23 protein-coding genes and 1 tRNA gene are annotated in these 25,186 nt (G+C 57.9%); 12 read left to right on the forward strand and 12 right to left on the reverse strand.

The annotated features are described in order from the left end of the window. Positions 1 to 10: 10 nt before the first annotated feature. Entirely contained in the window at positions 11 to 1,066 is a 1,056-nt protein-coding gene (locus tag H6815_03195) for a MoxR family ATPase (GenBank protein ID MCB9859434.1), read from the reverse strand. A gap of 274 nt (positions 1,067 to 1,340) precedes the next feature. On the opposite strand from H6815_03195, the gene H6815_03200 reads away from it, so the two are divergent. After that, positions 1,341 to 1,592 carry a DUF167 domain-containing protein gene (locus H6815_03200; protein MCB9859435.1) on the forward strand — a complete coding sequence of 84 codons (252 nt, stop codon included), beginning with the start codon at positions 1,341 to 1,343 and terminating at the stop codon, positions 1,590 to 1,592. 18 nt (positions 1,593 to 1,610) lie between these two features. On the opposite strand, the gene H6815_03205 is transcribed toward H6815_03200, so the two are convergent. Further along, positions 1,611 to 1,793, reverse strand: coding sequence for an entericidin A/B family lipoprotein (locus tag H6815_03205; protein ID MCB9859436.1), 183 nt, complete (start codon positions 1,791 to 1,793; stop codon positions 1,611 to 1,613). Positions 1,794 to 1,904: 111 nt separating this feature from the next. Here H6815_03205 and H6815_03210 point away from each other — a divergent pair, with 111 nt between their 5' ends. Then, positions 1,905 to 3,071: a PA0069 family radical SAM protein gene (locus H6815_03210; protein ID MCB9859437.1), complete on the forward strand. Its 1,167-nt coding sequence runs from the start codon at positions 1,905 to 1,907 to the stop codon at positions 3,069 to 3,071. Here H6815_03210 and H6815_03215 read toward each other — a convergent pair. Further along, a complete protein-coding gene (locus H6815_03215; GenBank protein ID MCB9859438.1) occupies positions 3,050 to 3,496 on the reverse strand; it encodes an SRPBCC family protein in 447 nt (148 codons plus the stop codon). The two genes, H6815_03210 and H6815_03215, sit on opposite strands and share 22 nt — an antisense overlap. A gap of 161 nt (positions 3,497 to 3,657) precedes the next feature. Here H6815_03215 and H6815_03220 point away from each other — a divergent pair, with 161 nt between their 5' ends. Beyond that, entirely contained in the window at positions 3,658 to 5,514 is a 1,857-nt protein-coding gene (locus tag H6815_03220) for an ABC transporter permease subunit (GenBank protein MCB9859439.1), read from the forward strand. A gap of 6 nt (positions 5,515 to 5,520) precedes the next feature. Here H6815_03220 and H6815_03225 read toward each other — a convergent pair whose 3' ends face one another. Continuing rightward, complete coding sequence (locus H6815_03225) at positions 5,521 to 6,957, reverse strand: FG-GAP repeat protein (GenBank protein ID MCB9859440.1); 1,437 nt, start codon at positions 6,955 to 6,957, stop codon at positions 5,521 to 5,523. Positions 6,958 to 7,204: 247 nt separating this feature from the next. On the opposite strand from H6815_03225, the gene H6815_03230 reads away from it, so the two are divergent. The 3 genes from H6815_03230 (at position 7,205) to H6815_03240 (ending at position 11,163) form a co-directional block, all read left to right on the forward strand. Beyond that, the gene (locus H6815_03230; protein MCB9859441.1) at positions 7,205 to 8,839 is read left to right on the forward strand and encodes a cysteine--tRNA ligase; all 1,635 of its coding nucleotides are present in this window, start codon (positions 7,205 to 7,207) and stop codon (positions 8,837 to 8,839) included. 238 nt (positions 8,840 to 9,077) lie between these two features. Then, positions 9,078 to 10,031 carry a UbiA prenyltransferase family protein gene (locus H6815_03235; GenBank protein MCB9859442.1) on the forward strand — a complete coding sequence of 318 codons (954 nt, stop codon included), beginning with the start codon at positions 9,078 to 9,080 and terminating at the stop codon, positions 10,029 to 10,031. Positions 10,032 to 10,251: 220 nt separating this feature from the next. Beyond that, positions 10,252 to 11,163: a choice-of-anchor A family protein gene (locus H6815_03240; protein ID MCB9859443.1), complete on the forward strand. Its 912-nt coding sequence runs from the start codon at positions 10,252 to 10,254 to the stop codon at positions 11,161 to 11,163. 81 nt (positions 11,164 to 11,244) lie between these two features. On the opposite strand, the gene H6815_03245 is transcribed toward H6815_03240, so the two are convergent. After that, positions 11,245 to 12,228: a hypothetical protein gene (locus tag H6815_03245; protein ID MCB9859444.1), complete on the reverse strand. Its 984-nt coding sequence runs from the start codon at positions 12,226 to 12,228 to the stop codon at positions 11,245 to 11,247. Between the two features lie 394 nt (positions 12,229 to 12,622). On the opposite strand from H6815_03245, the gene pheA reads away from it, so the two are divergent. Beyond that, entirely contained in the window at positions 12,623 to 13,777 is a 1,155-nt protein-coding gene (gene pheA, locus H6815_03250) for a prephenate dehydratase (protein ID MCB9859445.1), read from the forward strand. A gap of 12 nt (positions 13,778 to 13,789) precedes the next feature. Here the strand turns inward: pheA and H6815_03255 are convergent. After that, positions 13,790 to 13,876: transfer RNA gene (locus H6815_03255), tRNA-Ser, on the reverse strand. A gap of 94 nt (positions 13,877 to 13,970) precedes the next feature. Here H6815_03255 and H6815_03260 point away from each other — a divergent pair. After that, positions 13,971 to 14,420: a VOC family protein gene (locus H6815_03260; GenBank protein ID MCB9859446.1), complete on the forward strand. Its 450-nt coding sequence runs from the start codon at positions 13,971 to 13,973 to the stop codon at positions 14,418 to 14,420. A gap of 6 nt (positions 14,421 to 14,426) precedes the next feature. On the opposite strand, the gene H6815_03265 is transcribed toward H6815_03260, so the two are convergent. Together H6815_03265 and H6815_03270 are read right to left on the reverse strand one after the other, a co-directional pair. Continuing rightward, entirely contained in the window at positions 14,427 to 14,984 is a 558-nt protein-coding gene (locus tag H6815_03265; protein ID MCB9859447.1) for a hypothetical protein, read from the reverse strand. A gap of 97 nt (positions 14,985 to 15,081) precedes the next feature. Continuing rightward, the gene (locus H6815_03270) at positions 15,082 to 16,098 is read right to left on the reverse strand and encodes a hypothetical protein (protein ID MCB9859448.1); all 1,017 of its coding nucleotides are present in this window, start codon (positions 16,096 to 16,098) and stop codon (positions 15,082 to 15,084) included. 376 nt (positions 16,099 to 16,474) lie between these two features. Between H6815_03270 and H6815_03275 the strand changes: the two genes are divergently transcribed. Then, entirely contained in the window at positions 16,475 to 17,047 is a 573-nt protein-coding gene (locus H6815_03275) for a hypothetical protein (protein ID MCB9859449.1), read from the forward strand. 174 nt (positions 17,048 to 17,221) lie between these two features. Here the strand turns inward: H6815_03275 and H6815_03280 are convergent, their stop codons facing one another. Beyond that, positions 17,222 to 18,148, reverse strand: a complete 927-nt coding sequence (locus H6815_03280) for a carbonic anhydrase family protein (GenBank protein MCB9859450.1) — start codon at positions 18,146 to 18,148, stop codon at positions 17,222 to 17,224. A 257-nt stretch (positions 18,149 to 18,405) separates the two neighbouring features. Here H6815_03280 and H6815_03285 point away from each other — a divergent pair, with 257 nt between their 5' ends. After that, positions 18,406 to 19,485 (forward strand): alpha/beta fold hydrolase, encoded by a 1,080-nt coding sequence (locus H6815_03285; GenBank protein ID MCB9859451.1) that lies wholly within the window; start codon positions 18,406 to 18,408, stop codon positions 19,483 to 19,485. Here H6815_03285 and H6815_03290 read toward each other — a convergent pair. Together H6815_03290 and H6815_03295 are read right to left on the reverse strand one after the other, a co-directional pair. After that, positions 19,482 to 20,549 carry a M20/M25/M40 family metallo-hydrolase gene (locus H6815_03290; protein MCB9859452.1) on the reverse strand — a complete coding sequence of 356 codons (1,068 nt, stop codon included), beginning with the start codon at positions 20,547 to 20,549 and terminating at the stop codon, positions 19,482 to 19,484. The genes H6815_03285 and H6815_03290 overlap by 4 nt on opposite strands. A gap of 22 nt (positions 20,550 to 20,571) precedes the next feature. Further along, complete coding sequence (locus tag H6815_03295; GenBank protein MCB9859453.1) at positions 20,572 to 21,621, reverse strand: endonuclease/exonuclease/phosphatase family protein; 1,050 nt, start codon at positions 21,619 to 21,621, stop codon at positions 20,572 to 20,574. Between the two features lie 96 nt (positions 21,622 to 21,717). Between H6815_03295 and H6815_03300 the strand changes: the two genes are divergently transcribed. Together H6815_03300 and H6815_03305 are read left to right on the forward strand one after the other, a co-directional pair. Next, positions 21,718 to 22,686: an NAD-dependent epimerase/dehydratase family protein gene (locus tag H6815_03300; protein ID MCB9859454.1), complete on the forward strand. Its 969-nt coding sequence runs from the start codon at positions 21,718 to 21,720 to the stop codon at positions 22,684 to 22,686. Continuing rightward, complete coding sequence (locus H6815_03305; protein MCB9859455.1) at positions 22,683 to 23,633, forward strand: glycosyltransferase family 2 protein; 951 nt, start codon at positions 22,683 to 22,685, stop codon at positions 23,631 to 23,633. Before H6815_03300 ends, H6815_03305 begins: the two co-directional genes overlap by 4 nt. A gap of 9 nt (positions 23,634 to 23,642) precedes the next feature. Here the strand turns inward: H6815_03305 and H6815_03310 are convergent, their stop codons facing one another. After that, the gene (locus H6815_03310) at positions 23,643 to 25,064 is read right to left on the reverse strand and encodes a UDPGP type 1 family protein (GenBank protein MCB9859456.1); all 1,422 of its coding nucleotides are present in this window, start codon (positions 25,062 to 25,064) and stop codon (positions 23,643 to 23,645) included. Positions 25,065 to 25,186 lie beyond the last annotated feature (122 nt).

The raw sequence follows: 25,186 nt of genomic DNA on the forward strand, positions 1-25,186 counted from the left end.
GGTGTCCACATCATCCCACCACAAGGTCCATGTTCTTGCGGTCGCGTGCGCTCATGCCATCCGTCGGGATGTCCTTGAGCATCGCGTCGATGATCATGTCCGACGTGATCTGGTCTGCGTCAGCGGAGTAGTTTGGCATGATGCGATGGCGGAGCACGGGGCGTGCCACCTTGCGCACGTGCTCGGTTGTCACCTGACCCGTGCCATCCACAACTGCGCACGCTTTGGCCGCTGATATCAACGCTTCGCTTGCGCGCGGACCCGCGCCCCACGAGAGATACTCGCGCGCCATCTCCGGGCGCGGCATGTCCCCGTCCTGCGGCTCATTGATGCGCGTTGCGCGCACGAGCCGCAGTGCATAGCTGATAACATGATCCGGCACGGGGCACTGCTGCACAAGCTTCTGGATGCGTGCAAGCTTCTCTGCATCAATGATCTTCGTGATCTCGATAGACTCGCGCATCGCGCTACGACGGACGATCTCCGCTTCTTCTTCCGCGGTTGGGTACCCGATGTGGATCTGGAACATGAATCGGTCAAGCTGCGCTTCGGGAAGCGGGTATGTGCCCTCCTGCTCGATGGGGTTCTGCGTTGCAAGCACAAAGAATGGATCAGGCAGCATGTGCTGCTGACCGCCGATTGTCACGTGACGTTCCTGCATCGCTTCAAGGAGCGCTGCCTGCGTCTTGGGTGGCGTGCGGTTAATCTCATCGGCAAGCACAACATTCGCAAAGATGGGACCCCGCACGAACTGCAGCGATCGCGAACCGGTCGTCTTATCCTCCTGGATCATCTCGGTCCCGGTGATGTCCGACGGCATCAGATCCGGAGTGAACTGGATGCGCGCAAACGACATTGAGAGTGTGCGCGCGATCGTGGAGATCAGCAGCGTCTTTGCAAGCCCGGGCACGCCAACGAGCAGCCCGTGCGATCTGCACAGCATGCACAGCAGGATCTGATCAACCACGTCGTTCTGCCCGACGATCACCTTGTGGATCTCAGCACGAAGCTGATCGAACGAGGCCTTTGCCTCGGTAAGCTGTTGCATCGCGGACTGGTCGGTCATCTGCAATCTCCCCTTGGTAAATACGCCAGCGTAGGGATCGGCATAATTGCAGGGATTCTCGCAATCACCAATCCCGAAACCCGCATGATCGCGGGAAATACAGGTGCCACACTGGTTCGGCTCCCCCTCTGTAGAAATATACGCTCAAGCCGGTGCGCAGATTCCGCGTGTCTTGAGATTCAACCAGTTGTGGCACAGTTCACTACACTGTCTGGTGTCCCAGCCAGCCCACGCAATCATCGAGCCCGATCCGGATCATGCAGACGCGATCCGCATCCGCGTCAAAGCAGTCCCGGGCGCAAAGCAGGATGCCATCGCGGGTATTCTTGGTGATCGATTGAAAGTTCGCGTCAGCGCAGCGCCCGAGGGCGGGAAAGCAAACAAAGCGATCTGCGAACTGCTCGCGCGTGTGCTCAAATGCAAGCCGCGCGATGTCGAGATCATCTCTGGGCACACGAATCCCGAGAAGCTTGTGCGCATACAGCACGCAACACCTGCAGACGCAAGCCGTCTTCTCAAAGGCTAAAGCAACGAAGCTGCTTGCTTACTTCTTGTCTTCATCGAAGATGGCATCGGAGGTCTCTTCCGCGCCGTGGCTGACACCTGAGCCGGCTGCCTGAAGATCCTTGCCCACACCCTTGACGGTGTTGCACGCGGAAAGAACACCAGCTGCAAGCATGAGCAGCGCGGTCAGAGCCAGGGAACGATTGAGGGTGTTGCGTTTCATGTGTTGAGTCTCCAAAGGGTTGTGGTGAGATTGTATTATCTGACGACCAGCAAGGGTGCTATAGCCAGTAGAGCGTCTTGACAGTCTTGTTTGTTTGTATTATGATCGGGTATGTCAAAGCCCAGATCGGCAACTCCCACCAATCAGCCCGATGCTGACCATGCTTACGCCGACGCAATCACCGGCGGTCTAGCCCGCGGGCGTGGATCCCAGATCAATCCCGGAAACCGGTTCGACGGGATCAGGCTGCATGTGCTCGGCGAGTTTCTCGACGAGGAGATCAACGAGGCTGACGGCACCTCCACACAGCACAAGACAAAGGTGATTGCTGACGCGACGCGCACCATCATCAACCGCGTCGATGCGCCGGACATTCCGTTCATGTGGACGATCAACCCGTACCGCGGGTGCGAACACGGTTGTACGTACTGCTACGCGCGCCCGACGCACGAGAATCTTGGGATGTCGTGCGGGCTCGACTTTGAGACAAAGATCGTCGCAAAGTTCGATGCGCCGGATCTTTTGCGCAAGGAGCTGGCAAAGTCTACATGGGCGTGCCAGCCGATTGTGATGTCGGGCGTGACTGATGCATACCAGCCGATCGAGCGCAAGCTGCGCATCACGCGCGGGATTCTCGAGGTGCTGACCGAGTGCAAGCATCCTATCTCGATCATTACGAAGAATGCCCTGATCCAGCGTGATATCGATCTGCTCTCGCAGCTTGCGAAGATCAATGCGACGCGCGTTGCCATCAGCCTCACATCACTCGATCCGCATCTGACAATGAAGATGGAGCCGCGCACCGCGAGCCCGAAGAAACGTCTCGAAACCATCCGCGCATTGTCTGATGCGGGCGTGCCGGTCATCGTCATGACAGCGCCGATGATCCCCGCGATCAACGATCGCGAGCTTCCCTCACTTCTCGAAGCAGCTGCCGACGCTGGTGCCGTCGGCGCGGGATACACGCTCGTGCGCCTTCCCTGGCAGGTCGAAGCGATCTTCGTCGACTGGCTGAAACGCGAGTTTCCCGATCGCGCAAGGCATGTGGAGAGCCTGCTGAGACAATCCCGCAATGGCAATGTTGTGAGCTCAAACAAAGGCCCGAACAAGGGCGCACGCATGGGCGGCGAGGGCGCGTTCGCGCAGATCATCCGTGACACGTTCAAACGGTTCCAGACAAAGTACGGGCTCGACCAAACCCTCCCAAAGCTGAACACCAGCGCGTTCGAGCGTCCGTTCTATTCAGGCTCGAAACATCAACTCGGGTTGTTCGGCTGAGGCGAAAGCAGACCAAAGAGCTCGATCATCTTTCTGTGTCTGTATGTGAAGATGGTCATCAGATCACGTTTGACAACAAGCGAGTGCACCAATGCACCACCAAGCACGCCATAATGCACAACATCGCGTGCAATGGTGCCGCCATCGGTTGGCTCAAACACATGCTCGTGATGCCACCATCTGTACGGGCCTCGCTTCTGTTCATCAACAAACCGGTGCGGCGGGTTCCACACGCTGATCTCGCTGGTCCATCTGACCGGCATCCCTTTCACTCGCAGTCTGTACTCAATCAGCAACTCTTCTGCCATCTCGATGGGTTCGGGCGTGAGAATCCTGAACGGCAGACTCGGCGGCGTGAGTTCGTTGAGATTGTGTGCACGTGAGAAAAACGGGAAGACCTCGTCGAGTGGTGCTGAGAGCGACACCTCCGAGGCGAGTCGCCAGCCTCGCTTGCCCTTCCAAACGTCTGATTCGATGGTGATGCTCATGGATGGATGTTTCGTTCTGCTCGATTGTTCAGATTCGGCATCATCAGACGAGTTGGATGCCGAACTCCAGGGCTCATCGTGGTGTATTATCCCGGTCCATGCCTCCATTTCTGATGAAACTGCTCCGGCTGGGGCCGACCAACCCCATTGCTGTGCGCCTGGTCCAGAACGGCTCGCGCCGACAGCGGCATTTTTACATCCGAGCGGGGTATCTGGCAGCACTGATCATTGCGATGCTGTGGCTGATGCTGATCGCCGGTGGGCAGGGTGCGTTGTCCTACGGCGTGCTGGCACGTGAAGGCGCTCGCGCATTCGAGCTTGTTGCCTACCTCCAAATCTTCCTGATCTGTGTGCTCGCACCGGTATTCATGGCTGGTGCGATCGCTCAGGAAGCGGACGCCAACACGTGGGACATCCTGCTGACAACCCCCATGACACGATCCGAGATCGTTCTGGGCAACCTGTTCGGCAGATTGTTCTTCATCATCGCGCTGCTCGCCTCATCGCTTCCGCTCTTTGCACTGACACAGTACTTCGGCGGCGTGCCAGGCAAATCGATTCTTACGAGCTACATGATCTCGGGATGTGCTGCGCTGCTGGTTGGCGCCATTGCAATTGCGCTCTCCGTTTCTCGGCTCGCTGGCAGACGAGCCGTGTTCATCTTCTATATCGCGGTCGTCAGCTACATGGCCGTCACTGCGGGGGTTGATGCATTTCTTCGATCGACAGGCCAGTGTGTAACTGTCGGCGCAACAAAGGGTGTGACGTGGGTGACCGCGATCAATCCGTTCATGACCGTGTACGCACTATTGAACCCAAGCGCATACCCATCGGCAGAACCCGGCACATTTTCGGGCATAAAAGCAATATTCTTCGAGCGTCCTGTTGCTGCATGGTGTTGGGGAAGCGCACTCTTAAGCATGGTGCTCATGTTCGCGTCAACACTCACGGTTCGTTCCGGAGGACTCAACAATATTGTTGAAGGGCGCGGCATTACAAACACGCTACGGAAATGGTTCAAACTCGGTGCAGCGGGATCGGAGCATCGTCCACCAAAGACGGTCGGGCACAACCCAATAGCATGGCGCGAGGCGTCATCACGCAACGCGACACTCGGACGCATTGTTGCGCGATGGTCGTTTATCGCGCTTGGACTCCTGCTCGGCATCTTTATTGTCGTCATGTTCCACGTGGGCAACATGACAGTGCAGACCTACCACCTCGTGCTGATGACAGTCGTCGGTGCAGAGCTTGGGACGATCTCGCTTGTCGCGATGAACATGGCAGCAACCGCTGTCTCACGTGAGCGAGAGGATGGCACACTCGATCTGATTCTCACAACTCCGATCACGCCCAAGATGTATCTCAATGGCAAGCTCAAGGGGCTTGTCGCGTATGTCATCCCGATGATCGCTGTTCCCGTAATAACACTCACTATTGCAGGATTGCACGCACTCCTGACCGGCGAAACAGCAAAGGTCACACTCACGGGCAGCGGATCCATCGATGCGCCGGTGGTTCTGCCCGAAGCTGGGCTCGTCGCGTTGATCGGATTTGTGCCGTTCATCGCGTTCTGTGTCATGGTTGGACTGCACTGGTCGCTCAAGTCGAAGGGAACGCTTGGTTCGGTTATTGCAACCGTTGGTGTTGTCTCTGTGGTGGTCGGTGTTGTCGGATTGTGCGGATGGAACGCAAGTTCCGACATTGCTCTGGTTGGTCCATTTCTCGGCGCTTTCTCCCCCGCTGCAACCGTGTATGCGCTCATCGAACCTGTTGATGCAATGCGGGAATCTGTCTCAACGACAAGCAGCGATCCGTTGATGACCGCGCGGCTTGCGTTGCTTGCAGGCTCCGCTGCTGCTGCTGCGATTTACGCTGGCGTGATCTTCTCTATGCTCGCAACGCTTGTACGCACATTCGACGTCACCGTGCGCAAGCTCGCGGGTATCAAATAACTCGTCTCACGGACAGCCCGCTGCGTACGCATTCCCGAAGCAGATGTAGTCGAAGATGTTGAGATCACCACTTGCGTCGCAATCGGCGTACGGCTCCTGCAGCGCATACGCGTTCCCGAAACAGATGTAATCAAAGACTGTCAGATTACCGCTCGCATCGCAATCCGGGTAGCAGACAGTGTCACAGTTGAGATGAAAGACATATGCCGACCCCGAAAAAAGCCCGTTGTCACTGTCGGCTGGTGAGCCAACGACAGCAGTATCTCCGGACATCGCAACCCATGAACCAAACGTGTCCTGTGCAGCGCCGTCCAACGGAAACAGCTCCGATTGCTCGATCCAAGCGGTCCCATCGAACCTGAACAGATATGCTGCGCCAGCTTCAGTGCCATGCGAGTCGTCGCCGGGCGCACCAATCAGCGCACGGTCACCAGAGAGTACCACGGGGCGTCCAAATCCGTCGGTCGCAGCTCCGTCCGAGGCAAGCAGCTTTGTCTGCTCCTGCCAGTGTGTCCCATCGAAGTTGAAGACATAGACTGAACCGGATTGTTCGCCATTGTCATCATCGTTCGGCGCACCGATCATTGCAACATCGCCGGATATTGCAACCAGCCTACCGAACAGATCACTGGCCGACCTGTCCGACGCGACCAGTTTGGTCTGCTCCATCCATTGCGTGCTGTCGTATGTGAAGATGTACGCGGCTCCCGTATCTATCTGACCAACATCGTCAAGTGGCGACCCCACCACAACCGCATCGGCTGCGATCGTCACAGCTCTTCCGAATCTGTCGTTCGATGAACCATCGGATGCGAGCAGCTTCTGTTCTTCCACCCACTGCGTGCCATCGTACACGAACACATACGCGGAACCTGCATCAATGCCATTGTCGTCGTCACTCCATGCACCAATGACAACGCGGGTACCTGACATCGCAATGGCAAATCCGAATCCATCGCCCGCCTGTCCGTCAGACGCGAGCAGCTTCTGTTGCTGAACCCAGTTCGTGCCATCGAAGCGATACGCGTACGCAGCGCCAGCATCGATACCGTTCTCATCTTCAAATGGCGCGCCGACAACAACCACATCCCCCTCTATCGCGACCGATGTCCCGAACTGATCGCCAGCAGCACCATCGGATGCGAGCAGTTCCATCTCCTGCAACCACTCCGATCCATTGAACCGGTACACGTACGCAGCACCCGAAACTGCACCGTTCTCACCGTGGCCGTACGCACCAGCCACAACAACGTCTCCCGATATCGCAACCGAGATACCCAACAGATCGGTCGCCTGACCGTCATCCGCAAGCAGTTTCGCTGCCTCCATCGGACTGCACATCTGCGCGTGTACCCGAGACAAATACGGGAGCAACATCGCACACAAGGCAAAGCCAAGCAGCACGCACTGTTTTCCATCCCACTGGTGACGTGCATACTGCATGGTGCTTCATTCGCCTCGCTGATGCTTCAAAGATGCCTGGAACATACCGACGAGGTAAAATATATCCTCGTCTCGCTCGCATCTGCTCCTGATGCAGCATACCTGAGAACCGCCACGATTGCACGAAAAAAACACCGATCCGCCCCACTGAATCTGCGGCGATGGTTCGTGGCTTATTGCCCCTGACCAGCACATTGCGAGCACACCAGCATTTCCATGTGTTCGAATGCCCAATACGATCCCCACAATGCCACTGCAGATCCATAACACACTGACCAACGCACTTGAGCCTTTTGTTCCAGCAGATCCAGATCGGATCACGTTCTATTCGTGCGGCCCGACCGTCTATGACGACGTACATATCGGGAATCTTCGCGCATTCCTGATGGCTGACCTTGTCAGACGATGGATTGAAAGCCCTCTCTGCACAATTGCAGTTGCCGACGGCTCATTGCACCGGGCCAAACGCACTGTTGTGCAGGTGATGAACATCACCGATGTCGGACACATGACCGATGACTCCTCCGCAGACGGCGCAGGCCAGGACAAGATGGCAGCTGCGGGAGAACGCATCGCTCATGCACAGCTCGAAGCAAAGAAAGCGGGCACCGCGCATACAGCAGCAAACGTCGATCCGAACAATCCAGCGTCGATCGCAGCGTTCTATACCAACAGATTCATCGAGGACGCAACAAAGCTTGGCGTGCGTGTGGTGCTCGACGCGCAGAAAGATCCCACGCTGCTCCCGCGCGCAACAGACCACGTCAATCTGATGATCAGCACAATCGAGCGATTGATCGAACGCGGTCACGCGTATGTTGTTGGTGAGTCCAGCGCACAGATCGTGTACTTTGACGTTCACTCGTTTGCCCAGTATGGCAGGCTCAGCGGCAACACCATCGACCGACTCCGCGAGGGCGCAGGCGAGCGCATCTCGACGGAAAACCAGTCGCAGAAAAAACACCCGTCTGACTTTCTCCTCTGGAAATCCGATTCCACGCACGTCATGAAGTGGGCTTCTCCGTGGGGCAGCGGGTATCCCGGGTGGCACATCGAGTGCTCCGCAATGGCGGTCAATCGTCTTGCACCTGCACTGTTCGATCACACACTGACCGATGCCGATACACCAATCATTGATATTCACTCCGGCGGTGAGGACAACATCTTCCCGCATCACGAGTGTGAGATCGCCCAGTCCTGCTGCGCGTTCAATGCCCCAGATGCGAGCGGCGCACATACTGGCTCATTCGCAAGGCTCTGGCTGCACTGCAGGTTCCTGCTCGTCGAAGGCGAGAAGATGTCCAAAAGCAAGGGTAACTTCTACACAGCGCGCGATCTGTTTGCGAAGGGTATCGAACCAGGCGCGTTGCGTCTCGAGCTCATCCGCGTGCACTACCGATCCAACGCGAACTTCTCTGAGCAGGGGCTCAAGGACACCGCGCGCATGGTGGCTCGATGGAAGCGCGTCATCGAACAAGGTGACGCATCAAATGAATCAGGCTCACCACCCGAGACCATGCTGCGAGAGTTTGCTGACGCGATGGATGATGATCTGAACATCGCTCGCGCTATCGCTGCGGTGAACACGTACGTCGGTGAGATGAAGCACCCAACCAAAGCCGATGCCGACGCGATGCGCCAGATCGATGAGGTGCTCGGCGTGATGCAACTCGACACCGCGAAGGCGCAGGAAACAGAAATTGGCGTGTTCCTTGGTGGACTCGACGCAGACCAGCGCGTCATCGACAAGCTCATTGAGCGACGCGACGCAAAGAAGGCGAAGGACTTCGGGCGTGCCGACGCAATCCGCGACGAACTCGCGCAGATGGGATACGCCATCAAGGATGTCGCGGGCGGCAAGGTCGAAGTGTCGCGGGCCTGACGAACCGAACCGTCAGAATCGCGTAGAAACAGCGTGCTGCTGCTGGTTGCATCCAATGCCTGACCAATAATCTCTTAGATATTGGTGTCCTATCCATCTCCAATGGATACATGCAACTGCCAAGCCGATAGGACGACGGCACGAATCGCAAGCAACGAGGTTCATTCTGATCGAGAAAACAACGCCAATCACGCAGGGCGAACCGCTTGAACCTCGCGGCTCACTCGCTCGCGCACTGGTGAAACTCGCCAGACCAACCCAATGGTCCAAATCCATCTTTGTCGCCATCGGACCGCTCTATGGAATTGCTGAAGTCAGCGGCAGGCTTGATGGATCCGTCTCTATCACTGGGCTTATTTTAGCGATCATCGCGTTTGCGTTTGCATCGAGTGCATGCTACGTGATCAACGACATTCGCGATGTCGAAGCCGATCGTCTGCACCCGCGCAAACGCAAGCGTCCCATCGCGTCGGGTGCTGTCGGCGTGCAGACTGGAATTATGTACGCGCTGGGCTTGCTGCTTGCAGCTGCTGTCGCAGTCGGCAGCATCGCACTGATCGACACAACAGCCTGGGTGGAGACGCACAACGATCCGACATCCCGCGCGATGTGGCTCGGCGCGTGTGTCGGATTGCATGTCGCAAACGTGCTGCTGTACAGCCTCGTGCTCAAACGCCATCCCATCATCGACGTGATGAGTCTCTCGCTTGGATTTGTGCTGCGTGTATTGGGTGGATGTGCAGCAGCGGGTGTGGAGCCATCAACCTGGCTGCTCAATACCGTCTTCTTTGTTGCGATGTTCCTCGCGTTCGGCAAGCGCCTCGGTGAGCGCCGCACGATGGGTGACGACGCTGCGGGTGTCCGGGGTGTGCAATCAAGTTACACCGACGATGTGCTGCGCATGAGCGTGGTTGTCACAGCGGTTGCTGCGCTGATTACGTACGCGAACTACGTGCAGGACAAAGCCGATGCGTTCACACGCGGGTTCAATCTGCTGTGGCTGACCATGCTGCCGGCGAGCTACGGACTCTTCCGCGCATTCCTGCTGCTGGAACGCGGTGTCTACGACGATCCGACAGAACTTGCTGTGAAGGACCGCGCATTCCAAGCCGCGTGCGTGCTGTTCGCGATCATCATGGGCGTGCTGCTGTGGATGGTGAAATCCGATACAGGATTAACGACATCCGTATAGATGCTGCGATGAGCGACAACGCACTCTCTCCAAACCACCCGAACATGTCGCGATCAGCGTCTCTACATCACTCCGAGTTATCCACATTTGTGAGCATTACTGAAATTTAGCGCAATCCAGCGGTTCGCGTCATGAAACTCCTCGTCCAGTCGTGTACATTGGCTGCAAGAGAGACATACCGATGGTGTGAGATCCGTCGGGCAAATGGAGGAGAGAGAAGATGAAACACAGCGTTACGTGTGTAGCTGCGCTCACACTCGTCGTCGGATCCGCGTCAGCCGATCCGTTCAGCCAGTGGAATCTGGTTGTCCGCAACAACATCACGCTTTCGACATCAGAAGTTGATGGCAGTGCCCTTATCGGTGGCAGCCTCCTTGGCGGCACCTCAAACTATGCCACGCACGGTGTGACTGCGAGCAACGGTGACGGACTCGCGATCGGCGGCATGCTCGCCTCCGGCGTGACAGTCAACATCAATAACGGTGGCAACTTCCGCATCAGCAGTCTGGCGAACCGTCTTGGCACGGTCAACCTGAACGGTGGCGGCACAACCATCTCTGATGCCAACACCGCTGCAACAGCTGCGAATCTTGTCAGCCAAGCTGCAAACGCAAGCTCGTATCTTGCAACGCTCGCGCCGAACGGCTCGGTCGACGGTGCTGGCAACATGTCCGCTGCACCAACCATGATCGGTGGCCAGAACGTCGCTGTGTACGAGATCACGCAGTCACAGTTCAGCGCACTCGGACAGCTCAGCCTCAACCTCGGCGTGGCCGATTCCGTCATTATCAACTTCATCCACGATGGCACGGGCGTTGTGAACCTGACAGCACCGCCAAACATCATCGGCGGATTCAATCAGGCAAACTCATCCCGAATCCTCTGGAACTTTGGCGATGCGACTTCCATTATTTCCAACAACAGCATGAACGGCGCAGTCCTCGCAACGGAAGCGGAACTGGTTCTCAACGGTGGCGGCATCAACGGAACGGTGATCGTTGATTCCATCAGCCTGCAGGGCGCGGAAATCCGCGGAAACATCTACACCGGCATTGTGCCGACACCGGGTACCGTTTCGCTCATGGGCCTCGCTGGAATGTGTGCAATGCGGCGCACCCGTCGATCAGCATAAGCGTCTCGCACATCGCAGTAATACAAATTGCACCGATGAGACGTCGGTGCAATTTTCTTTCATACTCGTTGATCTGGAAGCCTACTCGTCCTCGTCCCAGTCGGCATCGACCAGCGCGCGGCGTTTGCGGCGACGGTGCTCGGGCGAGATGACCCACTGCGCAGTAATGCCAAACAATGACAGCGCGATCCACACGCAGACCCAGAACATTGGCGGCTGACCCATCATCCTGTCCCATTGCGGCATCCACGTCGATGCGCTCATTGACGACATCAGCCACAACGCGCACGGCATCCAGATCGCTGCGCCCATGACGGATGTCACGAACATCGAGCTCCGCCCTGGCATCACAACACCAAAGAGGAATCCGAGCCCGAGCCCCGCAAGCCCCCACAATGTGATGGATGTCCGCTGGCGTGGTGAGAGTTCGAGCCAGACGAGTTCCGCTTCGTTGTACACGGCGCTCCCGAACTCGCGTGCGCGCGTTGCAGCTTCATTCGAAACAGCGCGGATGCGCGCAACATCTTCTTCGTTTAGCAGCTCTCGCGCACGATCAACAAGCGATGATTCCGGTTCGTCTACCTCGGTGGTATCGTCTGGTGCTGCTTCACCTTCTTCAGGCACACCGGGAAGCAGCATCTGGCTGGGCGTGAGTGCAACCGCTGCGTTCGTGCCGGAATCAATCGCCGGCTGCATCGTCATCACACCCGCAGCGAGCACCGCTGCAAATCCCAGTACCGCAGCAGAACCAACAGCCATGAACGCGCGGTACAACAGCACCGACGCGAGCAACCCAACGAGCGCACCCGCGATAAGCCCGACCAGTGGTGTCGGCACGTTTGCGATTTCTGTGTACCCGACGTATGAAGACGCAAAGAACCCCGTGCCGGCGCCGGTGACAAGACCGAGCACCGCGAACATGCCGCGCACCATGCGCTGGCCTGCCAGCCACAGCACAAGACCGATCCCGATGCCCGCAGCAGCAAGGAACTGCAGCACAAGCGGCAGCGATTCTGCTGGGATGAGATCCGCCAGCGTCACAAGATGGATTGCATCTACACCCACCAACCCCTCACAGCCGTCGCGTCTGCGAATATTGACGACACATCCAGTTCCCAGCCGGACGCATCATCGTGCGACGAAAAGGAAAACCCATCCGGCGCAACGGTATTCGGAAGGAAGCGAGTCCCGTTCCGGCACGCACCAGTTGTGCCAGCCCGGGACCGCCCGCTTCCGTCCGAAAAGATCGGCAAAGTCGCTGAATCTCGGCCAGTGTTGGGAACTCCAATCACAACAAAACGCCTCAGATTCATGCTTGGGTGATCACACAACGCAGAATTGAGTATTCATATGTCCTATAACTTTTAATAAGCCTCGCAAACTCTCCCTCAACCGATGAACTGAAAACGATCAGACCCTGGGATTTGCAATCCCTGGGTTCGCATGCAACAACACACCCATGTCTCAGGACTCATCACCATCTTCTGATCAGCCCCAGTCCGGCGTCCGCCCGCTGGAAGAGCTCCGCGCGCTGATCGACAAGCTCGACACCGATCTCGTGCGCCTGCTCAACGAGCGCGCACAGGTCGTCAAGGAAGTCGGCGAGTACAAGCGAGGCACCGGCGTTCCCATCTATGCGCCGCACCGTGATGTCGATGTTGTTGATCGCGCGCTGGCGCGCTCCACCGGCCCCATGCTCCCGCGCACCATCGAAGCGGTGTATCGCGAGATCATGTCTGGATCGTTTGCACTGGAGAAACCATTGCGCATCGGATATCTCGGACCGCCCGGCTCGTTCTCGCACCTTGTCGCGGTCAAGCACTTCGGATCGAGTGTCGAGCACGACGACCTGCACACGATCGATGGCGTCTTCACAGAAGTCAGGCGCGGACACGTTGATTACGGGCTCGTCCCGATCGAGAACTCGCTCATCGGCGGCATCGTTGACACACTCGACGCGTTCCGTGATTGTCGTGGGCAGGTGAGCGTGTACGCGGAAGTGCTGACGGAGGTCCGCCACACACTGCTTGCCAACTGCGCACCGGACAAGGTCAGGCGCATCCACTCAAAGCCGGAAGTTTTCGCGCAGTGCAGGCACTGGCTCGCAACGCAGTATCCGCACGCCGAGCTTATTCCTGCAGCATCGAGCGCCGACGGCGCGAAGCGCGCAGCTGAAGAATACAAACTCGCCGAATCAATCGGTGCCGAGTGTGGATCGGCTGCGGTTGGGTCAGTGCTCGCTGCGCAGATCTACGGACTCAACGTGCTGTTCGAGGGGATCGAGGACCACCCAGATAACATCACACGATTCCTCGTGATCTCTCGCGAGAAAGCACAACCTTCGGGTGATGACAAGACATCAATGATGTTCACGACTGCGGACAAGCCCGGTGCGCTCGTGAGCGTGCTGCAGGAGTTCCAGAAGCACGGCATCAACCTGACGCACATCGACAAGCGCCCCAGCGGCAAGACAAACTGGGATTACACGTTCTTTATTGATGCTGCGGGGCACATGGACGACGACGCCATGTCGCAAGCGATTGAAGCGTCGCGCACGCACTGCTCGGAACTCCGTGTTCTAGGCAGCTATCCGCGTGCGCGCAGGGTGCGCTAACAGGAACGAAAACGGTGCAGGCGGGATTCGAACCCGCGGAGGACTAACGCCCTCACCGGTTTTCAAGACCGGCGCCTTCAACCGCTCGGCCACCGCACCAGATCGGATTGTGAGGGCCAATGCTATGCACCCTCATCCCAGCATTCGCCCGTCCTCAGCCTCCATCTGACCCTTCCGCCTGTACACTTCGGGCATGCACGTCAAAGCAATCACACCAATTCTGAATGTGTCCGATGTTCCCGCCTCGATCCAGTGGTTCGAGAAACTCGGCTGGCATCGTGGATTCACGTGGAACGAAGGCGGGATGATGGACGCGTCAGCGCTCCGAAACGAGCACGGCGATGCGGGGTTCGCTGGAATGTGCGCAAACACGGCAGCGGAAGGCACGGGACCGCAGATCTTCCTGTGCAGGGACGAGCAGGGCAAGCGCGATCCGGACACAACGCCCGACCCAAATCGGGAAGACTACGGCGCGGTGTGGATGTCGTGGTGGATCGACGACGTGGACGCGGCGCATGCCGAGTGCGTGACAAACGGGATCGAGATCGTGCGCGCGCCAGCGAACATGCCATGGCACGTGCGCGAGTGCCTGATCCGGCATCCTGACGGGCACTGTTTCCGGATCAGCGGGCCAGTGAAGTGAGCGAAACTACTGCGGCTGCCATGCGAGCATCGCGAGCCTGTCTATCACGCGCTCAAGCTCCGGCGCTGGTGTGTCCTGTGTTGCCAGTGGTGTCGCGATAAGCCTGCGCTCACCCGCGCCCGCGAGTTCCACCATCGCTGTCGGGCGTGATCTGCGCACGATCAGTTCGCGAGGACTCCCGATGATGCCCGGAAGGTCTGCTTTAAACAATCCGCCGGTCTGGACAAGCCTCCAGATATCCTCAACATCAGAAGGCGACAACTCGCGCATCACGGGAGGGAACTCCTGCCGATCTGCACTCGGCCCAACCGCTGCGCGGAGCACGCCATCCGGTTCAAGCACGTATCTTGCTGGCCTCCGAGGGCGCGGGAGCGTGGACCAGTTTGCGCGATCTGTCATGACCGAGTAGACCGTGACCGCGATCGCAAAGTCCTCTGGCGCGGTTTCCGCAAGTTCGACAGCGGTCGGCTTTGGATCGGGTCGAAACGCTGGGCCGGAGGAACATCCCGTGAGCACAATCGCGATCACGCACAGAGATCCGAGAGCTTTCATCCTGGTATACATGACTCCCTCCGTTGACCCAGAACGGTAGAACACGCAAACCGAAAACGCGCGCGGGTTGTCATTCGCACGCATTGGCTACGCGTGATGGATCCGGTTGTCAGTTTGATGGCACGTTCACCAGCAGGCTCGGTGTTTCCTTTGTTGACTTGCCACGGAAGAAGGTTTTGCCGTTGAGCAGCAAGTGTGGGAACCGCTCGCGCACCTGCGCAAGACGCATGCCGTCGATCCCTCTGCCCGTGCGCGGATCGAGCCTGTAGTCGTCGTTACCAAACACACCAACAGTAACACTCGAGCTGTTTCTCCCGTGCGAGTAGAACGCGGGCACGCCCTCCTTGCGGAGATCCATGACCACGGTTTCGGCAGCGGCGCGAAACTCCTTGAGGTCCTTCTCGGTTGGTTCCTCCTGATCATCACGCCGGTACACCGCGATCTGCAGCGTGTAGAGCGCGTCCTTTCCAAAGAGTTGCTTGATGTTGCTCAGGTCGTACTCGGGCACCTGGCCCGCTGTGAAGTTGCTCGGTGGCATCAGAATCGCATTCGCAAACGGACGCGCAGCCCCAGTGGAGTATGACTGCACCTGCTTCAGGAGTAGTTGTGAGCCGGCATTGTCGAGCGATTCGAACTCGCCGGTCGTCACAACGATCGATGAGCCGCGACGCTGCACCTTCGCATCAAACCCCGCAGCAGTGGCAAGCTGCAGCACCCGCTGCGCTTCTGTCTCGGCTTGCTGACCTGTGAGCGATGCGATCACCACTGACCACGAGGTCTGCTGATCCAGGCCATCATTCGTTCCAAGCTCACCTGTTGGCGTCGGGGAGACGGTGTGTCCCGCTGCTGGAGTCGTGAACATATCACTCATCAGTCCAGCGCTGGCATTGGCAGAAGCGGCATCCGGATCCAATCCAAACGATGGTGCGGGTTGATCAAACTCTTCGTTGAGACTCCGAGCCCTTGGCGCAAAGTCGCGAAGTGCGATCTGGAGCGGATCGCCCTGCTGTGCTTCCTGCGCTGGCTGACGCGTGCCTGAAGAGCCACTAGTACACCCAATCAGAGAAATAATCGAGCATAACCCGAACAAAGCAAGCCGAAAAACTGGTCTTTGTACGGGTTTCATGCCGATGACTCCAACCATGCGATGGAACGGACACACAATAGACCCGTTGAGTTCTCAGGATGATGAGTCCAATAATATATCAACAAACTTTTCACAATCAGACCCAACATGCAAAAATTGCGTACGAAATTTTCCATATCGTCTGCATAAAAACCACGCGCCGATGTATGCTGGTGTCGGCAGCACTGCGAAGGATCGTAGTCTGACACGCCAACGTCATGGATCGACGAAGGCCCGACCGCTGGCGTGCAGTTCCGATCCGATCAAATCGGATGCGGGGTTGCACGAAACAGATGAGACACCATCATGTCCCGTCTGTGCCAGAACCAGCCAGGGATGGTGCTCTGACCGGTTTCGTATCAGCAGGTGTGCGTTCGTGCTCCACGCTGAGATGAGATCGGGCGCGTATCGCGTGCCTGTGGTGGGCAGCGCTCGCGCGAGCAACCAGTTTGCGAAGTGGTGCGCAAGCTGGGATCGTCGTGGTGACTCGGTTGCTGGGTCTTTGTCTCAGCGCGAGATGGTTCGGACACGGGAGGATCTGGTGGATACAACAGCACATAACGCCCAGGCGCACACGCTCACCCAGTTCTTTGCAGAAGCAAAGCATGACCAGCGTGCTGTATCATCGCGTCCCATCGAGCGCAGAACCGCATCGGCGTTCGGCACGCACATCCCCGGCCGCCATGCCCAGGCGCGCTCTCATGCTGCAGGGCTCGCCAGTGCCTACTCCGCAACCCGCACCGCGCAAGCAGCGCAGTCGCTCGCCGAGGAACAGGACCGGTTCGAAGATGCTTTGTCGACCATGTCGTCCGAGCGTCAGGCGCTCGTCCGTCGTGTCCGCGCACAGGTCTTGAATGGCGGGTACGACACTGAATCAAAGCTCGATGCTGCGATGGATGGCGCGATCGACGATATGCTTGAGCACTTTGATCGCAACAGCCGGTTGTAGATCACATTCACTGAATCGAAAGAACCAAAGCCCAGGGATTGCAATCCCTGGGCTTTCTCTCATCAATGTACGACTGAAAAATAAAACAGGGGCGTCGTCCGTGACGCCCCCTGCGTGCGATACGCGTCCTGCGTATCAACATGACTTTGTTGATTCACTCAACCGCAGTACAAATCAGTGGCTGTCGTTGGTACCAGCCTCTGTCGCGTCTGCGTATGTTGCTTCCGGTCTCCAGTAGAACGAGCGTGCGAAGATCGGCTGTACTGGACGGTTGTTGTTGGCGTACAGCGACTCGAACGCACTCGCTTGTGCGCTGGAGATCTCGATGGGCGTTGCCATCACGAACCACTTGACCTGCTCTGTGCAGGGTGGCGTTGTGAATGAGCCGTCGTACCGGTAGTAGCCCTGATCCTTCGGAATCCAGTCGGCGGCATTAACTGTCACATTGGAAACCGTTGCAGGCTCGCCAGCGGTCTCGGGCATGTTTTCGCAAACCGGCCCAAACACCTTGCTCGCGTCGCCACGGTTCATGAACACGCCCACAACCGCGTACTCGCCGTCCTCAGACTGGTGGACGAAGTGGACTTCCATGTCAGCGTGCTGACCATCGAACGTGTGCTCACTCTTCGCGTGGAAGTGGAACTGGAGCAGGTTGTAGCGCTTGCCCTCGACCTCCATGTACGAGCCTTCGTCGTAGGAGACCTTCACCGTGTGCCCGTTGTTCACGATGTTCAGTGCTGAGGGCTGGTAATAGAACTGGATGCCACCAAAGTTGACAGGTGTGTTCTCGGGGATGTTGATGGGCGACTGCGCTTTGCCCTCTGCACACGCTGCGCACTCAGGCCCGAGCTTGTGCCAGTCGGACGGGCCATAGTTGTAACCCCAGTGTGGTTCGTTGTGAGATGTATTCGAGTTCGACGGCGTCTTTTCATTCGCCTTGGGATCTGCGGCGCGCGGTGTACGCGATTGCGCGGGCTGGGCGTTTCGGCCGGTGAACGGCGTTGCGCGCGGCGTGGTGTGATTTGAACGATGTGCCTGTGCCGTTGCAACGGCTGGCAGCGCAAGCAGACCCGCAAGCGCAAGAACTGTGTGCTTTGTCATGAAACTGATCTCCTGATGCAACCGAGTGACGATGCCGACCATGAGCTGCCAGCCCACGCCGGTGTTGGTCTGGTATCGATCAGAACAAGCACGGATTTGCGACCCGATTGCAGTTTGATGATGAAATCCTGCGTGATGTGGGGCCAATCAGAGAGACCAGCACGGGTTACACAGGCCGATAAACCGCAAAGCCGAGCAGGCCCTGCAACATCGGGCCCCAACGCTCGTTGCAACACAGAACCACCCGTGGAGTCATCATGATGCACAGATTCACACTCGCACTCATCACACTCTCCGTTACGGGAGTTGCACTGCTCGGATCGTGTATTGGGAAAATCGCACAGCGCACGCAGCAGCACGCCGCGCTGGTTGCGCAGACCATCGATCCCGACAAAGACAATGTAGCAACAATGCTGCTGACACTACACGACGATGCGCGCAACAAAGATCTGAAGATTCGCGTTGTGTACCCAATTTCGTTGCGAGACGAATCAGAAAACGACACGAAGCTGCCGTTCATCGTGTTCAGTCACGGATTGTTCGGGTCGGGCGAGATGTACGATCCGCTGACGTTCCACTGGGCTGCAAACGGGTACATCGTCGTTCAGCCGACGCACTCCGATTCCAAGAATCTGCCACGACGCGAGCGCCTGACCATGCGTGAGGGACTGCGGGACTGGTCCAACAGGCCGAAGGATGTTTCATTCGTTCTGGATTCGATTGCCACACTCGAAGAGCAGGTGCCTGACATTGCTGGGCACATCGATACGGCACGTATTGGCGTGGGCGGACATTCCTATGGCGCAATGACAAGCCAGCTCATTGCAGGTGTGACACCGCGCACGCGCGAGGATCTGAGCGATCAGCGCGCAAAGGCTGTGCTGCTCATCAGCCCGCAGGGAGAAAACAACATTCTCAGCTCCAGCGCGTGGGACACATTGCGTGGGCCCGTCATGACGATCTCGGGCAGCAACGATACCAGTATCGAGAACGAGCCCGCCGAGTGGCGCAAGCAGCCGTTCGAACACTCACCAGCGGGCAGACACGTGCTCGTGTGGATCGATGAGGCCTACCACTCGTTCGGCGGGATTACCGGTAGACAGCGATTGTCCATCTCCGATCGTGCAAAGCCAAACGCTGAGCACGTGAAGATCGTCCAGCAGACATCCCTCGCGTACTGGAACACCGCATTGCGTGATGGTGTAAGCAACGTCGATGCAATTAGCAATGCTGTCAGTGATTCGCTGCCAGTCGATCAAACAACTACACTAGACGAGAACCCGCCAACAGTCACCATCACCAACAACGCCGAAGTGCCCGCAGGTTCATCCCGCTAAGGCGTTTCTTCTGTAACCGGATCGGCGAGTGTGTGTATCGCGCCGGCCAACGCACGGACAACCGCGGTGTACCGCTCCACATCGATCGTGTCGATGGTGTCCGTCGGCTGGTGGTAGTTCGGATTGCGGAAGTTTGCCGTGTCCGTCAGCATCATCGCAGGAATACGCCGAGAGAGAAACGGCGCGTGGTCTGATCGCAGCATGTCCGGCGGTGCAATCGGGAACTGGTCAACGAGATAGGTCTTTGCGTCGGGCCACGCGTCGAACATCGCTTTGTCGAGCGCCTGCGAGAACTTCTGGTGCCTGCTCACAGTCGTGATGACAAGAAAATCCCCCACTGTCGGCGGTTCGAACACGTTCTCGATCGGTGGGATCGGTGATCGTTGCGAGTTCGGCTCATCCGAGTAATACCCGAGCATCTCGAGACTCATCATCCATTGCACACCTGGCACATCTGGATCTGCTGCACGCTGATCGAACAGCTCCGCAACATAATGCGACGAGCCGATCAGCCCAGCTTCTTCGAGATTGAAAAACGCAAGACGTACCGTGCGCTGCATTGGTTTGTCGTGGAGCACACGTGCAATCTCCAGCAATGCTGCAACACCGGAGCCATCATCGTCCGCGCCCTTCGAACGCGGCACAACATCGGTGTGCGCACTGACGACGATGACATCAAGCGACGGGTCCGCACCGGGAATATCAGCGATGATATTGCAGAATACCGGCGGCTGAGGCGTGTCGGGTTCGTCTGCCCGCTTGCGCGTGCCGGGTGGTCTCCACGGGATGTCCTGGGTTACAACTTCAAGACCGAGTGCGCGGAGTTCATCTGCCACATACTGCTCTGTCTGCTTCAGACCATCCCAGTGCGCTTCACGCCCTGTGCCGCTGCGCTGCGTAGGTAGCGCCGCGAGTGTGTCCATGAGACGTTGCTGGCTGATCCGATATTGGGGCAGATCAGTCTGTGGATGCTGGGCATCGGTCGCATGCTCGGATTGTGCGCACGCGCTGCCACCAAAGCACAGCGCACTTCCAACGACGAGGATGGAAACAGTTATTTTCATGCGGGATGGTAGCTGGAAATTTCTAGCGCGAAGCGAATCCGATCGTTGCATACACCGGCCTGTGGTCGCTGCCAGCCCCGTGCCCCAGCGCAACATCTGTGCAGGTGAATGCCTGGCTCAGCATGATGTGATCGATTCGCGTTGGCAGGAGTGAGAAAACCCCGGCGTGGTTCGGCCACGTGCCGCCACGACCTCGCCCTGCAATATCCCACGCATCACAAAACCCGAGCGATCGCAATCGATCAAGCTGTGCACTCTCGGTTGGCGAGTTAAAATCACCGAGCACAATCACGGGCAGCGTTTCCTTTGCAAGTACCTCGGCCAGTGCAGCAAACTGCAGTCTGCCACGACGCAGGTACGCACGCGACAAAGGCACCATCAGGTGAACGCCATAGACCGCCATGCGCTGGCCATCATGCTCGATCTCGCATCGAAGCACACCGCTGAACCCGCTTTCGTCTTCATATACCGTGGACACGTTGTGCAACGGCGTGCGCGAACGAATCACGATTGTGGTGTATCCCCCTCGCGGCACTGATACTTCATGTGGATGTGACGAACCAAGTGTTGCCTGGATGTGTTTGCTCCACGTCTCGTTTGCCTCCTGAAAGACAACCAGATCAACATCCTGCGTTGCGAGTTCCTGCAGGTACTCGTCATAGCTCCTGTTCTTTCCCAGCACATTGCATGTCGCAACACGCAGCGGCGTTCCAGCGATGGGCACAGGATTCTTTGGCCTGAGCGTCCATGCCGATCCCGACACACAGAACACGCACAACAGCACAATCAACACGCACAGTTTCCTTGCTCGCACCAGAATCGCTATCAGCAGCAGCGGAAGCAAGGCAAGTCCGATGTGAAACGTGAATGTACGAGCAATGAATGCGGACCACGCGAGCCCGACGGGGATGGCCCCGGTCTCCTTGAACGTGTGCGGAAAGAGCTGCCCCCACAGCACAACTGCAAGCACAGGAAGAAATGCAAGCCATAGAAGCACCTGCACCCACAGCTTCAATCGTAATGGGCGCGATGGGGTTGCGACATCGCCGGATGTGTTCGGATCAGATCCCAATCAAAGCTCTCCGCAGATGTGGTGATTCATCGGTACGCGCTGACGACTGCTGAAGTTCGTCTTTCCAGAGCACGATTTCCACTCATAGAATCCCTGATGCGAATACTTGTCACCGGAGCCGCTGGATTTGTGGGATCGCACGTCGCGGAGCATCTGCTCTGCGCGGGGCACGATGTCGTCGGGATCGATAACTTCAACAGCTACTACGACCCTGCCAGCAAGCGTGCGAATATTGAGCCCGCGCGCAACGCCGGATTGCAGCTGTTTGAGATCGATCTCGCGACGGACAATCTGACGGAAGCTGTGCGCGATATCGACGCGGTCTTCCATCTCGCAGCCCAGCCGGGCATCAACCGGACGACATCTTTCGAGGATTACGAACGAAACAATGTTGTTGCGACGCACCGACTGGTCGACGCGTGCGAGAAGCAGCACGTGCAACGCGCACTCACACTGTTTGCGAACATCGCAACTTCATCAATCTATGGCGCAGATGCAACCGGGCCAGAGACCATTGTGCCCGCACCGACCTCTCACTACGGCGTGACAAAGCTCGCTGCGGAACAGCTTGTGCTTGCTGCTCATCGCGAGCGAGGCTTGCCCGCGTGCTCATTGCGACTCTTCTCTGTGTACGGCCCGCGAGAACGACCGGAAAAACTTTTTCCAGCTCTCATCCGTTCCATCGCGAGTGGCACATCGTTCCCGCTCTTTGACGGCGCACTCCAGCACACGCGCACGTTTACCTATGTGGGCGACGCGGTGAAGGGGCTTATCAGCGCGCTCGACCACGCGGATAAGGCAATCGGCGAGATCTTCAATATCGGGTCGGACAATGAGACATCGACCGAGCGCGGCATTCGCATCATTGAAGAGATCACAGGGAGAAAAGCAATATTCGAGCACCTGCCAAAGCGCCCAGGCGATCAGCTTCGCACGCACGCTGATATCACCAAGGCGAGAAACATTCTTGGATACAAACCCAGCACCACGCCCGAGGACGGGTTGCGAGAGACAGTGAAGTTCTTTGCACCGCAACTTGTTTCCTGCGATGCTGCTGCATCATGACGCAACTTGCTGCAAACACAGCTTCACAGCCGCGCGTGTTTGTGCTGATTCCCACGCACACGACGCGCCATCTGCGCGCGTGCGTTGCATCCGTTGCTGGCCTGAACCCGAAACCCGACGGCATCGTCGTCACTTGCGACGTGATCGACGACAGTATCAGCGAACTGCTCGACACAACATGGCGCGAGTGCAACACCCATCACGGCCCATTGCCAAAGCTCGTCCACACATTTCGAGAGCATCAGGGCACGCCGATGCTGAACCAGGTGCGCAACAACGGCTTGCGCGCACTCGACAAAGCATTCTCGTTACATGAAGACGACATGGTTGTTGTCCTTGATGGCGACACATTGCTGAATACCGACGCGGTTGCGCACTATCAATCACACGCAGGAAATCGTGTCGATCTTGTAATCCCGTTCCGTGTGTATCTGACAGAATCGCAAACGAAGGCGATCGATGCTGACGCACTCGTGCAACACCCTGCTGACATCATTGAACCACTTGTGCCAGCAACCGAATCCAACGAGTACCAGATACTGAAAACCTTGCAGACAAAGTACGCGAAGCATCTCTGGTTGCGCGAGCATCATCTCTCGATGCTCATCAAGTCGCACAAGCCGAAGATCATCGGCGGGCACCACGGCGTGCGCATGAGTGCGTTGCGGCGCGTCAACGGGTACGACGAGCAGTACACAAAGTACGGGTTCGATGATGACGATCTGTGCAGGCGTCTGTACCAGCTGCGCCCACGCATCAGGGCAGCTGTCGCGATCACAGACATCATCGCGATGCATCTCTGGCATCCCACACGCGCGCCTGAGAAAGCAACGCACGCGCCGGGATGGGAGCGGTTCTCGCGCACCGATCTCCCCGCGTTCTGCGAGCATGGATTGACCAATCCGGTCGATCAGCCAGAACCGATCGTGCGCATCATTGGAACGTAAAAATCAGTATTAGATCGCGTGCGAGCTGCCCGGCTCGATCGTGACAGATACGCCCTGCAGATCCTCCGCATCGAGCGCGGTGAGCGGGCTCAGTTCGAGCACGCAGTCCGGCTCATTCGATGCGTTGGTTGGCACATCCACACCCACACTGATAAGCCAGCGAGCTGCGCGCGCGGTCTGGAGCAGGCGTGAGCTCTCAACAGAATCCGCACCCGTCGGGTTCTTGATCGGCGCGAACTCCTCTTCGCGCGGCGTGCGCACTACTGCGGACGATCTGCACATCGGCAATGCATCGAACACGAACTTCTCAAGCTTGATCGCGTTCGGCTCTGCTGGATTGACGCGCTCAAATGATTCCGGATCGATGCAGGGTACTTTCTTCACCGCGCGATGGAACGGGAGTGAGAACGCGGGATCGGTCGCAACACGCTGGAGGAACGACACACCCATCACGTGCAACGCGATGGAACCCGCCTCGTAGCGAAGATTGCCGCTGCCGTCTGTCTCGTTTGACAATGCTTCCGGGAGATCGGAGTACTCGATCACGCGCGTACGCCCATCGACATCGCAGAACACGCCGACCTTCTCGGCGGGGCCAGACTTTGCAACCGCTTTGCTCGACATCTCTGCGGACGAATCATCAGCGCCCGCGTGTAATCCCACGAACACAGGATCGATCACGCGCACAAGCGGGTTGTCGACCTGGAAGTACGAGATGTGCTCGATGCCCTGCTGCTGCATCTGCGTGAGTGCGCCGGACTTGTGCAGTGCGGTGATAGATCCGCCGTGACCGTCCGGGTTTGTTGCGAGCTCGCCCGGCGCGCTGAGCAGCACCCTGCCCGTGTGCATGTCGAAGCTGGGCAGTGTGCCCTGCTGGATGAAATGGACGTTGTCGCGCCCGAGATCGAAGAACCGGTGCTCCTCGAAGAACGCGCGCGTGACCACGTCGTTGAGCGGGCTCGTCAGGATGTACCATGGCACTGCGCACTCGTACCGGCGGCGCGTCGCGAGGATGCCCTCAGCAAAGATATGGAACAGCGGCTTCTTTGTCACAGGACCAGCGGGGTAGCACCCCTTCGGGCCTTCGAACCCGAGGCGCGTGCCCTGCCCGCCCGCAACAGTGAACGCAGCGACCTTTGACGCGCTGATGAGCGCTTCGCCCATCTCGCGGTATCGCGCACGATCACCGGAATCTTTCAACTCGTGCACACTCGCAGGCGCGAGCTGCAACGGAATGACTTCTTCCGTGTGACTCAGCACGTGCGATCTGACCAATCCAGCGAGCTCGTACCAGTCGTACTGCGCAAGCGAGGCGACAAACCGATCGCGTATTGCGCCGGTCAGACGCTCAGCGTGATCAATCAAATGCGACTGGCCGGCCTCCTGGAGCGCGGGCGCGATGCTGGAAAGGTCCGTCGTCATTGCAGCCATCAGGAACGTGCTCCTTGTGCGAGTCCGTGTGCGTTACAGCAGGGTATGGATGATGCAGGTGTATCGGCTCATATCCGCATGATTTGGGTAAAAACTCGCACGATCTGTGCGCATACATCCGT

This window comes from Phycisphaeraceae bacterium (assembly GCA_020639155.1).
Lineage (GTDB): Bacteria > Planctomycetota > Phycisphaerae > Phycisphaerales > UBA1924 > JACKHF01.

Coding starts and splice junctions, on each gene's coding strand:
- H6815_03195 (MCB9859434.1), bottom strand. CDS start 1,066: ATGACCGACCAGTCCGCGATGCAACAGCTTACCGAGGCAAAGGCCTCG.
- H6815_03205 (MCB9859436.1), bottom strand. CDS start 1,793: ATGAAACGCAACACCCTCAATCGTTCCCTGGCTCTGACCGCGCTGCTC.
- H6815_03210 (MCB9859437.1), top strand. CDS start 1,905: ATGTCAAAGCCCAGATCGGCAACTCCCACCAATCAGCCCGATGCTGAC.
- H6815_03220 (MCB9859439.1), top strand. CDS start 3,658: ATGCCTCCATTTCTGATGAAACTGCTCCGGCTGGGGCCGACCAACCCC.
- H6815_03225 (MCB9859440.1), bottom strand. CDS start 6,957: ATGCAGTATGCACGTCACCAGTGGGATGGAAAACAGTGCGTGCTGCTT.
- H6815_03230 (MCB9859441.1), top strand. CDS start 7,205: ATGCCACTGCAGATCCATAACACACTGACCAACGCACTTGAGCCTTTT.
- H6815_03240 (MCB9859443.1), top strand. CDS start 10,252: ATGAAACACAGCGTTACGTGTGTAGCTGCGCTCACACTCGTCGTCGGA.
- pheA (MCB9859445.1), top strand. CDS start 12,623: ATGTCTCAGGACTCATCACCATCTTCTGATCAGCCCCAGTCCGGCGTC.
- H6815_03260 (MCB9859446.1), top strand. CDS start 13,971: ATGCACGTCAAAGCAATCACACCAATTCTGAATGTGTCCGATGTTCCC.
- H6815_03265 (MCB9859447.1), bottom strand. CDS start 14,984: ATGTATACCAGGATGAAAGCTCTCGGATCTCTGTGCGTGATCGCGATT.
- H6815_03270 (MCB9859448.1), bottom strand. CDS start 16,098: ATGAAACCCGTACAAAGACCAGTTTTTCGGCTTGCTTTGTTCGGGTTA.
- H6815_03280 (MCB9859450.1), bottom strand. CDS start 18,148: ATGACAAAGCACACAGTTCTTGCGCTTGCGGGTCTGCTTGCGCTGCCA.
- H6815_03285 (MCB9859451.1), top strand. CDS start 18,406: ATGATGCACAGATTCACACTCGCACTCATCACACTCTCCGTTACGGGA.
- H6815_03290 (MCB9859452.1), bottom strand. CDS start 20,549: ATGAAAATAACTGTTTCCATCCTCGTCGTTGGAAGTGCGCTGTGCTTT.
- H6815_03300 (MCB9859454.1), top strand. CDS start 21,718: ATGCGAATACTTGTCACCGGAGCCGCTGGATTTGTGGGATCGCACGTC.
- H6815_03305 (MCB9859455.1), top strand. CDS start 22,683: ATGACGCAACTTGCTGCAAACACAGCTTCACAGCCGCGCGTGTTTGTG.
- H6815_03310 (MCB9859456.1), bottom strand. CDS start 25,064: ATGGCTGCAATGACGACGGACCTTTCCAGCATCGCGCCCGCGCTCCAG.